Below are 13065 nucleotides of genomic sequence, written 5' to 3' on the forward strand. Positions count from 1 at the left end.
GGATCGGGGCCCGGAAAGCGAGCGTTAACGCCTGCGCCGGTAAGCGTGAGGTGCGTTCGTTGGTGGCTCGCGCAAGTATGGACTCGTTTCGATTCGCATGAAGTCGACCGCTTACGCAAAGAGGGACTGGACTTGCCGTTAAAGCTGTCTCTGAAGCCGGGAGAGAAGTTCGTTCTGAACGGCGCCGTCGTTCAGAATGGCGACCGGCGCGCCGTCCTGGTGCTGCAGAACAAGGCCTCTGTCCTACGTGAGAAGGACATCATGCAACAGGAAGACGTCCAGACGCCTGCGCGTCGGATCTACTTCCCAGTCATGATGATGTACCTGGACGAAGGCAACGCCGAGAAGTCCTACGGCGAATTCGTTACGCGGCTGACCGAGTTCATGGGGGTAATTTCGAACCCCAGTATCCTGGCCGACTGCGTGGATATCTCTAAGCACTGCATGGAGCGCGAATACTATAAAGCGCTGATGGGGTGCCGGAAGCTGATCGAGTACGAAGACGAAAGGTTGGGGAATGTCCCTACAGGCCTATCAGCAGGCGGCAACGCGGGCTGAGAACCCGCGTGACATGGAGTACCGTCTGTTCGCGCAGGTCACGCGCGCGCTGATGGATGCTGCCAAGCTCGACCCCCTCGATTTCGCGGGGCGGATGGATGCGCTCGACTGGAACCGCCGGCTCTGGTCGACGCTGGCCGCCGACTGCGGGCAGTCGGGCAACGCCATGGCGCCGGCGCTGCGCGCCTCGATCATCTCGCTCAGCCTGTGGGTAAGCAAGCACACCGCCCTGGTGATCCGAAACCAGGAGGAGTTCGAACCTCTGATCGAGATCAACCGCATGATCATGCAGGGCCTGGCGGCCGGAGCTTCGACCTCCGCCGCGGCCTGATCCAAAAACCTCCGACAATTTCCCAGGCCGCGGCCCCGTCCGCGGCCTTTTTCGTGTCCGCAACCTGCGCGCGACACCCCGGTTGGGATTGATAGGCAGGTCCTGCCGGGCGGCAGAAAAGAGTCAACGTGGGCTCTGCTTTCGTGGACCTTGCTGGGCGAAAAGCTCAACAAAATCAGTGAAAAACTCGTGGCGCGTCGTGGTTAATCCTGGCCCGCCGTTTGCGAGGCCTGTTTCGAGCGAAAAATCGCTCACCCGGCAAAACGCCGGACAACCCCTCCAGAATGGAGACTACGACCATGCCGATGAACTCGGTCAACACCAACGTGGGCGCGATGGTCGCCCTGCAAAACCTCAACTCGACCAACGCGGAGCTCGGAACCACCCAGACGAGGATCAACACTGGTAAGAAGGTTGCTTCGGCCAAGGACAACGGCGCCGTCTGGGCTATCGCTCAGAACCAGCGTGCGACGTCCAATGCCCTGAACTCTGTTCGTGAATCGCTGCAGCGCGGTCAGTCGACCGTGGAAGTCGCGATCTCGGCCGGCGAGTCGGTTTCCGATCTGCTCCTGCAGATGAAGGAAAAGGCGCTGGCCGCGGCTGACGCCGGCCTCGACACGACGAGCCGCAAGGCTCTGGCTGACGAGTTCGCTTCGCTGAAGGGTCAGATCACCAAGGCGGTCGCGAACGCCGAGTTCAACGGCAGCAACATGCTGAAGCAGGCTGGCAACACCGTGCAGTCGCTGGCGAACGCCGATGCGACCTCGCGGATCACGGTTGCGGCGCAGACGCTGACCCTGTCGGCGCTCTCGATCGCCGCTTCGACGATCGGCACCAAGACGCTGGCCTCCACGGCCATCGGCGCGGTGAACGCGGCGATCACCGAAGTGTCCAGCAAGCTTTCTTCACTCGGCACCGGGGCCAAGGCCCTGAACGGCCACCTGAACTTCATCAACAAGCTTCAGGACACGGTCGACGCCGGCGTGGGCAACCTCGTCGATGCCGACCTGGCGAAGGAAAGCGCGAAACTCCAGGCCCTGCAGACGAAGCAGCAGCTCGGGGTCCAGGCGCTCTCGATCGCCAACCAGTCCTCGGGGATCCTGCTGGGTCTCTTCCGTTAAGTCGAGAAACGCCGGGCGGGCTAGTCCCGCCCGGCGATCCTTTGCCCGCCCGGCAGTTTCTGCCGTCTGGTGGTCGGCATTTTTTGCCCCAAGGGGGTTCACGCTAGGCAATTCTTGCCGGGCGCCAGCAACCCTAACAGCCCTATAACGCAGTAATTTCAGTATCTTGTAGGTCGCCCTGACCCCGGAGGTCATGGCCCGCGACTTGCTGCCTTCTCTACCGGGCAAAACGCCCTCGGCTGCCAGAACGGCGGTCGATCCTTAAGAAGAAGGACTCTTCTCCGATGTCTAATTCGGTGAACACCAACGTTGGGGCAATGGTCGCCCTGCAAAACCTCAACTCGACCAACAGCGAACTGACGACCACTCAGTCCCGCATCAACACCGGCAAGAAGATTGCGTCGGCCAAGGACAACGGCGCCGTCTGGGCTATCGCTCAGAACCAGCGTGCTTCGTCCAATGCTCTGAACTCCGTCCGTGAATCGCTGCAACGCGGTCAATCGACCGTGGAAGTCGCGATCTCGGCCGGCGAGTCGGTTTCCGACCTGCTCCTGCAGATGAAGGAAAAGGCGCTGGCCGCGGCTGACGCCGGCCTCGACACGACGAGCCGCAAGGCTCTGGCTGACGAGTTCGCTTCGCTGAAGGGCCAGATCACCAAGGCCGTCAGCAACGCCGAGTTCAACGGCAGCAACATGCTGAAGCAGGCGGGCAACACCGTGCAGTCGCTGGCGAACGCCGATGCGACCTCGCGGATCACGGTTGCGGCGCAGACGCTGACCCTGTCGGCGCTCTCGATCGCCGCTTCGACGATCGGCACCAAGACGCTGGCCTCCACGGCCATCGGCGCGGTGAACGCGGCGATCACCGAAGTGTCCAGCAAGCTGTCGGCGCTCGGCACCGGGGCCAAGGCCCTGAACGGCCACCTCAACTTCGTCGGCAAGCTCCAGGACACGATCGACGCCGGCGTGGGCAACCTCGTCGATGCCGACCTGGCGAAGGAAAGCGCGAAACTCCAGGCCCTGCAGACAAAGCAGCAGCTTGGCGTTCAGGCGCTGTCGATCGCCAACCAGTCCTCGTCGATCCTGCTGGGCCTCTTCCGATAAGCCCTGCACGTCGCGGAGCCGTTCGCGGCTCCGTGGCGGATCTCAATGCGTCGGCGGGCGGGGCCTTCCCCGTCCGCCGTTCGCCTTAGCCAGGAGCGCTGCACCGAACAGCGAAAGGAGCGATGGAACCCAAAGCCGCCATCGTCGCAGTCACGCCGGACCCCAAGTCTCTCGTACCGGTCGTCCCCGTCGCCAAGACTCCCGCGTCCGCGCGGATCGAAGCCCGGGCCGCCGAGAAGAAGGCCGAGGTCGCCGCCCCCAAAAAGGGGCCGGACGAAGCCGAGATGCGACTGGTCATCGAACTGGACAAGGCCAGTGGGTCGTACGTCTACAAGACTATCAACCGCTTGACCGGTGAGGTTCTGAGCCAACTGCCCAGAGCCGAAGTCCTGAAGCTCAGGAATGAAGCTCAGTACGCCGCCGGAGACGTGATCTCGACCGAAGCCTGAGTCGACTGGGCGCGCCCTGCGTGCGCGACCCATAGGACATATTGTCCCAACCGCCCCGGGAGCGCCCGGCGGCGGCGCTTGTCGTTAATCCTATTAACCATCTGCTCACCACGTCTTTCTACGGTCTGTTCACGGCACGGTTGCGAGTCGCACCCGGGAACTGCCGCCGCCGCTAGGAGAGCGTGATGACGATCAGCGTCCACACGAACAAGTCCGCGCTGACCGCGCTTCAGAATCTGAATCGGACCAACGACGAGCTGGCCGACGTTCAGAACCGTGTGAACACCGGTCTGAAGATCGGGAACGCCAAGGACAACGCCGCGATCTGGGCGATCGCACAGGGACAGCGGGCCGACATCGGCGCTCTGGGCGCGGTGCGGCTAAGTCTGGAGCGCGCCAACTCGATCAGCCAGGTCTCACTGTCGGCCGGCGAGTCGATCTCGGACCTGCTCGTCGAATTGAAGGAGAAGGTGGTCGCGGCGATGGACACGTCGCTCGACACCAGTTCGCGGACGGCGCTGAACTCGGACTACCGCTCGATCCTCAACCAGATCACCAAGGTGGTGCAGAACGCCGAGTTCGATGGGGCCAACCTGTTCAGCGGCACCGGCGGCAATATCCAGTTCCTGGCCAACGCCGACGCGACGTCCAGTCTCACGCTGTCGACCCGCAGCCTCGGGCTTGGCAGCAGCAACATCACCATCCCGGCGACGTCGTCGATCAGTACCAGGACGCTGGCGTCCGTGGCGCTCGGTCAGCTCACCACCTCGATCAGTCGGGTCAACCAGGCGCTGGGCAATCTCGGTTCGCAGGCAAAGCAGGTCGACGCCCACCTGGAGTTCGTCTCGAAACTCACCGACGTGCTGGAGGCGGGGGTAGGGAACCTGGTCGATGCGGACCTCGCCAAGGAAAGCGCACGATTGCAGGCCTTGCAGGTTCAGCAGCAGTTGGGCGCCCAGGCGCTGTCGATCGCCAACTCCGCGCCGCAGATCATCCTCCAGCTCTTCCGCGGCGGCTAAGCCTTTGAATTCAGGAGCGTATCGGCGCAGCGCCGCGCTTCCGTAGGGAGCGTACAGATGGGGCTCGGTCGCCACGCGATCGAGCCCTTTTCTTCGGCCGCTTAACGACCCGTTACGGTTGTGCGGCCTAGTTTGGGGCGCGGGAGTCTGAGTCCCGCTTGGACGGGTCATGGTCACACCGCTCGACACCAGTGCGCTCCTGGGATTTTACCAATCCCGCGCCGGGCTTACGTCCGGTGGCGCATCCCTGTCTGCGAGTCTGACCAAGAAAGTCGCCCCGACCGCCCCGTGGAACGGCACGACCTCGGCCGCAGAGGCCAGCGCGGCTGTGAAGTCGGCGTTGCAGGGGCGGAAGTTCGTCAACGAGAGCGCCGCCAAGCTGGACCTTCCGGGCGCCAGTTCGGACTACCGCAAGATGTTCGCACTGTACTCGGGCCTGTCGACCCTGATGGGCGTGGCCGAACAGTCGGGCGCCAAGCTCATCAGCGACACCGACCGGGCCAAGATCAACAAGGCCTTCGAGCGCGGCGTCGCCGAGATCAACGACTATGTCGCCGGCCTCGACCTCGAGAAGTCGCGGATCATCCAGGGGACCGCCAGCACGTCGGCCAAGACCAAGCTGGGCGTGCCTCGGAACAAGACTGAGTATGTGACGCCGCCGCTGGTCAGCGGGTCGAGCGCGAACGAGGTTCCCGCCTTCGTCGGGAACGTCCAATTCACGATGTCGATCAAGCGCTCCGGCGCGACTGTTAATGTGCCGATCGACCTTGCCGGAATGGGGGGGCAGACCCGCTCGCTGGTCAATGTGATCGGCTATATGAACGACCAGCTGCAAGCGGCGGGCGTCGATGCCCGGGTGTCCTCCCAGCGCACAGCCGGCGGCCCGAAAACCACCAAGATCAACGGCAAGGACGTAACCATCGGGACCAATCCCGACCAGTTCTCGCTGAAGTTCAACGTCCCCACCGGCGAGGTCATCAGCTTCTCGGCCCCGGCCACCGCCGGCGCCGTCTATGTGGCGCAGGACACGGGCAACCCGGATCCTGACGGCAAGGCGTCGACCAAGGACTCGACGGCGGCCAGCCAGTTTCTGAAGTTCCAGACCGACACCACGTCGGTCCCGGCTCCGCTGCAGCCGCCGGCCGAGGCGAACTGGGTCGACGGCCGACTGTTCGCCCGGACGATGGGCCCCGAGGTCAAGACAGTCCGCGACACCAAGGTCGCTGCCGATGGTTCGGTCTACATGCTGGCCGACGTGACCAACAAGACGGCGGGCCAGGAGATCAAGGGCGACCAGGACGTCGCGCTGCTGAAGTATGACGCCGCCGGCAAGCTGATCTTTGCCCGCACCCTCGGCGCCTCGGACGAGGCCAGCGGCCTGGGCCTCGCGTTGTCGGCCGACGGCAAGATCGCCGTGGCGGGCTCGGTGAAGGGCGAACTGGGCGGCGCGGTCAACGGTCCGCTCAATTCCACCGGATCCTTCGAAGGGCAGGCCGACAGCTTCGTCACGGTCTACGACGCCGACGGGCAGGAATTGTGGACCCAGCGCCGCGGCGCCCGCGCCGCCGACGAGGCCAGCGAAGTCGCGTTCGGCGCCGATGGCACGGTCTACGTCCAGGGGCGCACCAGCTCGGGCATGCCCGGCGCGCCGGGGGCAGGGGGCTCCGACACCTATCTGCAGGCCTTCAAGGCCGATGCCCAGGGCAAGATCCAGAGCCTCTTCACCTCGACCATTGGAACGGCGGGCGTCGACAAGCCGGCCGGCATGGTCGTCGACGGAACCAACATCGTCGTGGCCAGCATGGAAGACGGTCGCGGCGTCCTGCGCCGGTATGATGTCTCGGGCGCTGCGCCGGTGCTCACCTCGACCCGCGACCTGGGCGACCTGCAGGGCGGCACGATCACCGGCCTGGCCCTGGATGGCGGGAACATTGTCGTGGCGGGCTCCACGGGCAATCCCGGCCTCAACGGCCTCAGTGTCACGCGCGCCCACGCCGGCGGCAGCGACGCCTTCGCCGCGCGGATAAGCGCCGACCTCTCGGGCGGCGGCCAGATCGCCTACTACGGCGGCGCCGGCGACGACCGGGCGACATCGCTCGCGGTATCGGGCGGTCAGGTCTGGATCGGCGGCGCTGCGGGCACGGATCTGCCCGGGAACCCCACGGCGCTGGGCGTCAAGGACGGTTTCCTCGCCAAGCTGGATATTGCGGCCGGCTCGATCGACTGGTCGCGGCGCTTCACAGGCAAGGACGGGCGCGCCGCGCCCACCTCGATCGCCGTCGACACGTCGGGCGCCAGCGTTCTGGACCGCATCGGCCTGCCCAAGGGCGAAATGGACCTGACCGACTCGCCGCGCCTGACGGCCCAGTCCAGCCTGCGGACGGGCGATACCTTCACGATGAAGGTCGGCAGTCGGACCCAGACCATCACCATCGATGCGGCCGAGACGCTGGACACCCTGGCCGTCAAGATCCGCCGCGCGTCGGGCTTCCAGGCCAAGGTCACGATCTCGACCTCCGAGGGCATGCGCAGCCTGCGCGTGGAGCCCACGACCGACCGCAACATCATCGAGTTTGGGGCCGGCAAGGCCGACCGCGATGCCCTGGCCATGCTGGGCATCTCCGAGGGCGTCGTCCGCAAGACCAGGATCGTCGATGGCAAGACGCTCCCGGCCGACGGCAAGGCCATGCTCTACGGCTTGGGCCTCGAGGACGGGCTGAACCTGACCGGGGACATGGATCGGAACCACGCCCTGGCCGTGGTCGGCAAGGCGATGGGCATCGTGCGTCAGGTCTACAAGGACCTCGTCGCCGCGTCGCAGCCGCAGTCGGCCATAGCCGCCAAGGCCGCTTCGGGACCCGTGCCGGCCTACCTGAACAACCAGATCGCCAACTATCAGGCCGCGCTCTCGCGTCTGGGCGGCTAGGCAGCCCGTGCGGCGCCTTGAAAGCGCCGGGCGCGGGGTCTAGCCAGGGCGGATGGAGACGCCGCCAGAATCCCCACAGTCGCCGCGGAAACGCGGGTTCCCGGTCGTCGTGGTCGGCGGGCTGGCCGCGCTGGTCGCCGGGTTGGGCGCCGCCTGGATGCTGATCGGCGACGGCGGCGGCTCCGAGCGCGCCCCTCCGGCGTCAGAAGGCGGGCTGGTGATCGACGCCATGGGACCGGACGACGGGCCGGCCCAACCGGGCAAGCTGCTGCGCTGCTTCGTGCAAGGCCAGTTCGTGGGCGAACTCAGCCTCACCGCCTGCGCACAGAGAAACGGCGTCGCGACCGACGCGCTGGACGTGGGCCTGGACGAGACCGGGGCCCTGGCGGCGGCCGAGCAGGCCGGCCAGGTGCTGACCCCGTTGCCGCCGGTCGAGGCGGATCCGCCGGTGGAGGTCGAGTCCGCCTTGCCGCCCGCTGACGCGGACGCCGAGGAGCCCGCGCCGCCGCCGGCCAACATATGCTGGCGTCACGGGGGCGGGCGTTGGCGCAAGGTGGCCTCGGAGGGCGACCTGAACGCCTGTCTGCAGACCCTGTTCGCGGGGCGCTGCGAGAAGGGCGCCGGCGCCAGCTACGGCCGCTTCGGCGGCCAGACGCTGCGGCTGGTGGCCGGCCGCGTCGAGGTCTCGGACGACAATCGCACGTTCCGCACCCTGACGGCGCAATCGCCCGACTGCGCCATTCCGCCGGTCGGGTAGGGCTGCTAGGCTCGGATCATGCCCGTAAAATCGACGCTCGCCGCCCTCATCGTCTGCGCCGCCGCCCTGGGTGTCAGCGCCTGCGCCAAGAAGACCACGCCGCCGGGTGACGCGCGGGTTTGCTACCACGTGGTTCCGCAGAAAGATCAGTCCCTTAAGTACAACAAGCTCGTAGAGACTGACAGCCTCGAGAAATGCGCCGCGAACCTCGAGGCGATGCGCATCAAGTTCCTGACCCTGGGCGGCAACCGCCAGGAGATCTACGGGGCCTACCAGGCCAACTTCCTGTTCCTGCAGAAGGAAGGGGTTCTGACCTCCACCTCCCTGGAGGGCCCGCGCTACGTCGCCCTGGTCCGCACCGGCGACGGCCGCTTGGCCACCCCGGGGGCCATGCCTCAGTAATCCCCAGCTATCTGCTGTGGACGGTTCCGAAAAGTCGGAACAAATATGGAACATTTGCTTGTTAACGGCGGATCGGCGCGCTAGCGTGCCCGCTTGGGCAGAGAGCCCGCTTCCTACGGAAACCAAGGACCAGATCGATGGCGGGCAGCGTCAACAAAGTCATTCTCATCGGCAACCTCGGCGCGGATCCCGAAATCCGGTCGCTGGGCTCGGGCGATCGGGTCGCCAACCTGCGCATCGCCACGTCCGAGTCCTGGCGCGACCGCAACACCGGTGAGCGCAAGGAAAAGACCGAGTGGCACCGCGTGGTGGTGTTCAACGAGAACATTGTGAAGGTCTGCGAGAACTACTTGAAGAAGGGCTCGACGGTTTACATCGAGGGGTCGATCCAGACCCGCAAGTGGACCGATCAGTCGGGCCAGGAGAAGTATTCCACCGAGATCGTGCTGCAGAAGTTCCGCGGCGAACTCACCATGCTGGGCGGCCGCGGTGAGGGGGCCTCCCAGGGTGAGGGCGGCTACGACGGCGGCTACTCCGGCGGTGGCGGCGGCGGCTTCTCGTCGGGGCCACGCCAGGGTGGCGGCGGCTCGCGCCCCAGCGAAGACTTCTCCGCCAACCTGGATGACGAAATCCCGTTCTAGAGCCGGACACGGCTGAGGCGAAGGCAGGCGGCCGGCTGCGAAAGAGTCGGCCGTCTTATCCGCGGGCACGCGCCACGGTCCGATGGCCCAAGACCCATCTTCACGCCTTGCCGGGTTCTTCAGATTCGCCTGTGAGGAGAAAAATCGCCTTCAGAATCGCCCATGAGGGGAAGGCGACTGCGACCTGTCGGCTCTCGCCGGTCAGCGACGTGGTCGGACAGGATCAGAGCCGTGTCCGCAAGGACCACAGCTCAGGGAAGCAACGGCGCTTGAGCGTGCTCTGCAGGTAGCTTGCGCCGTCGGTGCCGCCGGTGCCGCGCTTGCCGCCGATGATCCGCTCGACGGTCAGCACATGCTTGTGCCGCCAGGTCAGCAGCGCGTCGTCCAGGTCCACCAGCTTCTCGGCCAACTGATAGAGTTCCCAGTGGCGGGCGGTGTCGCGGTAGACCGCGAGCCAGGCGTCCTCCACCTCGGCGGAGGGCGCATAGGGCTGCGAGACGTCGCGGTTCAGCACCTCGGGCGGCAGGGACAGACCGTGGGTGGCCATCCGCGCCAGGGCGTCGTCGTAGAGGCTGGGCGCCGACAGCGCCGCCTTCAGCTCGGCCAGCGCGTCGCTGCCTTCCTCCTGGAACGCCAGGAACGAGGCGTCCTTCAGGCCCAGCAGGTACTCCACCGTCCGGAACTGCCAGGACTGGAAGCCGGAACTTGTCCCCAGGCCGCCGCGGAAGGTGAGGTAGTCGGCGGGCGTCATGGTGGCCAGCACGTCCCACGACAGCGTCATGATCGTCTGGATTCGCGAGACCCGGGCCAAGGCCTTGTAGGCTGGCTCCGCGTCGCCCTCGCGGATCAGCCGTTTGGCCAGCTTCACCTCGTGGATGATCTCCTTGAGCCACAGTTCCTTCGTCTGGTGGATGACGATGAACAGCAGTTCGTCGTGGCGATCGCTGGCGGGGTGCTGGGCGCTGAGCAGCCGGTCGAGGCCGAGATAGCCCGCGTAGGTGATGGTCTTGTCAGTCACGGGCGGGAGAGGGACCGGCTCGGCCGCTCCAAGTCAAGCTGTCGAAGGCTAGTTGGAGCCTTCGCCCTTCGGCTCGGGCGGCGGGCAGACGTCGGCGATCCGGTGGGCGTCGGTCGAGGCCTTGCCGGTGATGTCGAGCCCCAGGAACTCGGTGGCGATCTCGGCCGTCAGGGTGAAGCTGGTAGGGGTGTAGGCGCCCGCGCCCTTTACGGCCACCTTGTGCCCCTTCTTGGAGACGCAGGTGCCCTTGAGCGCGATCTTCCCGCCGGAGAACACCTTGGTGGGATAGGTGCAGGCGTAGTGGCGGTTGGACGGGCCCGAAACGAACTTGTCGACATCGGCCGGCGTGATGCAGCGCCGCTCGGTCTTGCTCTGCTTGATGGGCGACAGGAGCTTGTTGGTCGACTCCCAATAGCCTGGCTGGATCGGCGGCGGGGCGGCCAGGGCGGCGCCGGCGCATAGCGCCGCGACCAGGGAGAGGGGGACGGTGAGGCGGGTCATCGCGTCGGACTCTGGTTTCGGATTCCGGCGCCAGGGTGGCGAGAGTCGGATGAACGGTGGCTTACCGGGTGTCCAGGCGCAGGGCAGGGCCCGTGTCCAACTTGTCCATGTTCTGCTGACGGATCGCTTCGCCGGCGGCGTCGTACAGGAAGGGCAGCACCGCGTAGCGCCGACCCCGGGTGACGGGTGTCGCCTCGTGCAGCAGGCTGCAGCAGAACACCACCGCGCCTCCGGTGGGCGGCCGGTAGGTGCGCGGTCCAAACTCGGGGAAGCGCAGGTCGCCGCCTTCGAAGTCCTCGGCGTTCAGGTTGATCGAGACGGCGAACTTGCGGTGCGCGGTGCCCAGCGAAACGTTGTCGCGGTGGGGCCGGAAGAAACCGCCTTCCCCCGCGTCGTAGCAGGCGATCAGGTAGCGCTCGAGCCGCGTCGGGTTGAAGTGGAAGGCGCGGCGGATCATCCCGCTGAGATTGCGATCCAGTCCGGTCATGATCCCGGCCTTCAGCTCGGGATCGGTCACGCTGACGTCGCGACGGCTCTTCATGTTGTCGAGCACGCCCACGGTGCGCCCGCCGATGTCGCGCATCACGCCTGAGACCTGTCCGCCCTGAGCGTCGTAGTAGGCCATCAGCTTCCGGCAGAACTCGGGCTCGAAGACCCGCGGGACGACCAGCACCGGCGCGATGAGGGGGGCGCCCGCATGCATCGCCACCGGCGGCAGCGCCGAGATTCGCTGAAGCATCGCCTGGGTCTCGCTGAGCGGCGACCGGGCCATCACCCGCAGCGTCGGGTCCAGCAGCACCCAGCCCGGTTCGTCGCCGAACCGCGACGCGACCTTGGCGTCCGGGTCCAGGAACCAGCGCACCCCCGGGACGGCGTCCGGCGGTACGTTGGCGAAGTCGCCCTGCGGCGAGATCATCAGCCCGCAGACGTGGCGATCGTTCAGCAGCGCCCGAATCGGGGCGAGCGCGGCGGCGGCCTCGGCCTCGGCCGCCGTGTCGCGCGGCATCAGCCCCAACAGCACGTAGCGGCCGGCGACAGTGTTGAAGTGGAAGTTGGGGTTCGCCCGGGTGGGTGCGAAGAATTCCGGCGCGAATTCGCCCTCGGACAGCGGCGGCAGGGCCCAGCGGTCGCTCATGCCTGGGTCTCCCGGGGCGCGGCTGTGCGCGCCTCGTAGGCCGCCCGCACTTCGGCGCCCGCGGCGTCGAACAGGAAAGGCAGGAACGCATAGCGTTTGCCCGCCGTGACTGGCAGGGCCTCGTGCATCAGGCTGCAGGAGAACACCACCGCGCCTCCCGGCGGCGGGCGATAGGTGGCGGTCCCGAACTCGGCGAAGCGCAGGTCGCCACCCGCGAAATCGTCATTGAGGTTCAGCGAGCAGGCGAACTTGCGGTGCGCGGTGCCTTGGGTGGTGTTGTCGCGATGCGGGTGGAACACGGCCTGATCGGCGGCGTCGTAGCAGCTCACCAGGTAGCGCTCGATGTGGGTGGCGTCGAATTCGAAGCTGAGCTTGATCAGCGGGAACAGGCGCCGTTGCAGCCGCGCGCGGATCGCCGCCTGCAGCTCTGGATCGTCGAGCCAGATGTCGCGACGCTTCTTGAGCTCGTCCATCACCGCGACGGTGCGGTCGCCATCGTCGCGCATCACGCCAGTGAAGTCGCCCCCGGTCTGCTGGTGGCGCTCGATCAGCGCCTGGCACAGCTCGGGCTCGAAGATGCGGGGCGCGATCAGCACCGGCGCGTGCAGCGTCACGCCAGCATGGTCGTTGACCGGGGGCAGGGCGGTCACACGGGCCATCATCGCCTCGCCCGCCTCGATCGGCTCGGCCGCTATCACCCGCAGCGTGGGATCCAGCAGCACCCAGTGCGGCTCGGGTCCAAAACGGTCGGTGATCGCGCCGGTGCGGTCGTGCATCCAGCGCAGGCCCCGCATGTCGCGGACGCCGGTCACAAGACCCGCGCTGCGCATCACAACGAACGCCGAGGCCTTGGCGTCGTCGAACAGCCGCTGGTGAGCCGCCAGGGTCCGCATGGCGGGGCCCTGGGCGTCGGGCTCCGTCGGCATGAACAGGAGCAGCACGTAGCGCCCGGCAGCGCTGTCGAAAACGAACTGGGGATTGGAGGGCGTCGGCGCGACGAACCATGGCGCCGCCCGACCAGGAGACAGGGTCATGCGGCCCAACCTAGACATCGGCGGCGCAAAGGTCACCAGGGCTGCGACGCCGCAACACCCGCGCGTACGC

The 13065-nt window shown here is 66.6% G+C and carries 14 protein-coding genes; 10 read left to right on the forward strand and 4 right to left on the reverse strand.

The window, feature by feature from the left end; all coding sequences use genetic code 11:
* Nucleotides 1-132 precede the first annotated feature (132 nt).
* The 10 genes from flbT to ssb all read left to right on the forward strand — a co-directional run bounded on the left by flbT (nt 133) and on the right by ssb (nt 9307).
* Nucleotides 133-558: a flagellar biosynthesis repressor FlbT gene (gene flbT, locus ACQ66R_RS23355; protein ID WP_430426043.1), complete on the forward strand. Its 426-nt coding sequence runs from the start codon at nt 133-135 to the stop codon at nt 556-558.
* On the forward strand, nt 518-889 hold the full coding sequence (flaF, locus tag ACQ66R_RS23360; RefSeq protein WP_430426045.1) for a flagellar biosynthesis regulator FlaF: 372 nt from the start codon (nt 518-520) through the stop codon (nt 887-889). Before flbT ends, flaF begins: the two co-directional genes overlap by 41 nt.
* 299 nt (nt 890-1188) lie before the next feature.
* Nucleotides 1189-2010, forward strand: coding sequence for a flagellin (locus ACQ66R_RS23365; RefSeq protein WP_430426047.1), 822 nt, complete (start codon nt 1189-1191; stop codon nt 2008-2010).
* 317 nt (nt 2011-2327) lie between these two features.
* Nucleotides 2328-3113 (forward strand): flagellin, encoded by a 786-nt coding sequence (locus tag ACQ66R_RS23370; RefSeq protein ID WP_430426048.1) that lies wholly within the window; start codon nt 2328-2330, stop codon nt 3111-3113.
* 122 nt (nt 3114-3235) lie between these two features.
* Complete coding sequence (locus ACQ66R_RS23375) at nt 3236-3562, forward strand: hypothetical protein (protein ID WP_430426050.1); 327 nt, start codon at nt 3236-3238, stop codon at nt 3560-3562.
* 185 nt (nt 3563-3747) lie between these two features.
* Nucleotides 3748-4581, forward strand: coding sequence for a flagellin (locus ACQ66R_RS23380; RefSeq protein ID WP_430426052.1), 834 nt, complete (start codon nt 3748-3750; stop codon nt 4579-4581).
* A gap of 169 nt (nt 4582-4750) precedes the next feature.
* Nucleotides 4751-7507, forward strand: coding sequence for a hypothetical protein (locus tag ACQ66R_RS23385; protein WP_430426054.1), 2757 nt, complete (start codon nt 4751-4753; stop codon nt 7505-7507).
* Between the two features lie 52 nt (nt 7508-7559).
* Nucleotides 7560-8264 carry a hypothetical protein gene (locus tag ACQ66R_RS23390; protein WP_430426056.1) on the forward strand — a complete coding sequence of 235 codons (705 nt, stop codon included), beginning with the start codon at nt 7560-7562 and terminating at the stop codon, nt 8262-8264.
* Between the two features lie 18 nt (nt 8265-8282).
* Nucleotides 8283-8666, forward strand: a complete 384-nt coding sequence (locus ACQ66R_RS23395; RefSeq protein ID WP_430426058.1) for a hypothetical protein — start codon at nt 8283-8285, stop codon at nt 8664-8666.
* Between the two features lie 137 nt (nt 8667-8803).
* Nucleotides 8804-9307 (forward strand): single-stranded DNA-binding protein, encoded by a 504-nt coding sequence (gene ssb, locus ACQ66R_RS23400; RefSeq protein WP_430426060.1) that lies wholly within the window; start codon nt 8804-8806, stop codon nt 9305-9307.
* 223 nt (nt 9308-9530) lie between these two features.
* On the opposite strand, the gene ACQ66R_RS23405 is transcribed toward ssb, so the two are convergent.
* The 4 genes from ACQ66R_RS23405 to ACQ66R_RS23420 form a co-directional block, all read right to left on the reverse strand.
* Nucleotides 9531-10310, reverse strand: coding sequence for a tryptophan 2,3-dioxygenase (locus ACQ66R_RS23405; protein ID WP_430426400.1), 780 nt, complete (start codon nt 10308-10310; stop codon nt 9531-9533).
* A gap of 63 nt (nt 10311-10373) precedes the next feature.
* Nucleotides 10374-10826, reverse strand: a complete 453-nt coding sequence (locus tag ACQ66R_RS23410) for a DUF3617 domain-containing protein (RefSeq protein WP_430426062.1) — start codon at nt 10824-10826, stop codon at nt 10374-10376.
* A 61-nt stretch (nt 10827-10887) separates the two neighbouring features.
* A complete protein-coding gene (locus ACQ66R_RS23415) occupies nt 10888-11961 on the reverse strand; it encodes a 2OG-Fe(II) oxygenase (protein ID WP_430426064.1) in 1074 nt (357 codons plus the stop codon).
* Nucleotides 11958-12995 carry a 2OG-Fe(II) oxygenase gene (locus ACQ66R_RS23420; protein ID WP_430426066.1) on the reverse strand — a complete coding sequence of 346 codons (1038 nt, stop codon included), beginning with the start codon at nt 12993-12995 and terminating at the stop codon, nt 11958-11960. The genes ACQ66R_RS23415 and ACQ66R_RS23420 overlap by 4 nt, the downstream gene beginning before the upstream one ends.
* Nucleotides 12996-13065: the final 70 nt, after the last annotated feature.

Origin of the sequence: Phenylobacterium sp. (genome assembly GCF_965284355.1) — a bacterium.
Lineage (GTDB): Bacteria > Pseudomonadota > Alphaproteobacteria > Caulobacterales > Caulobacteraceae > Phenylobacterium.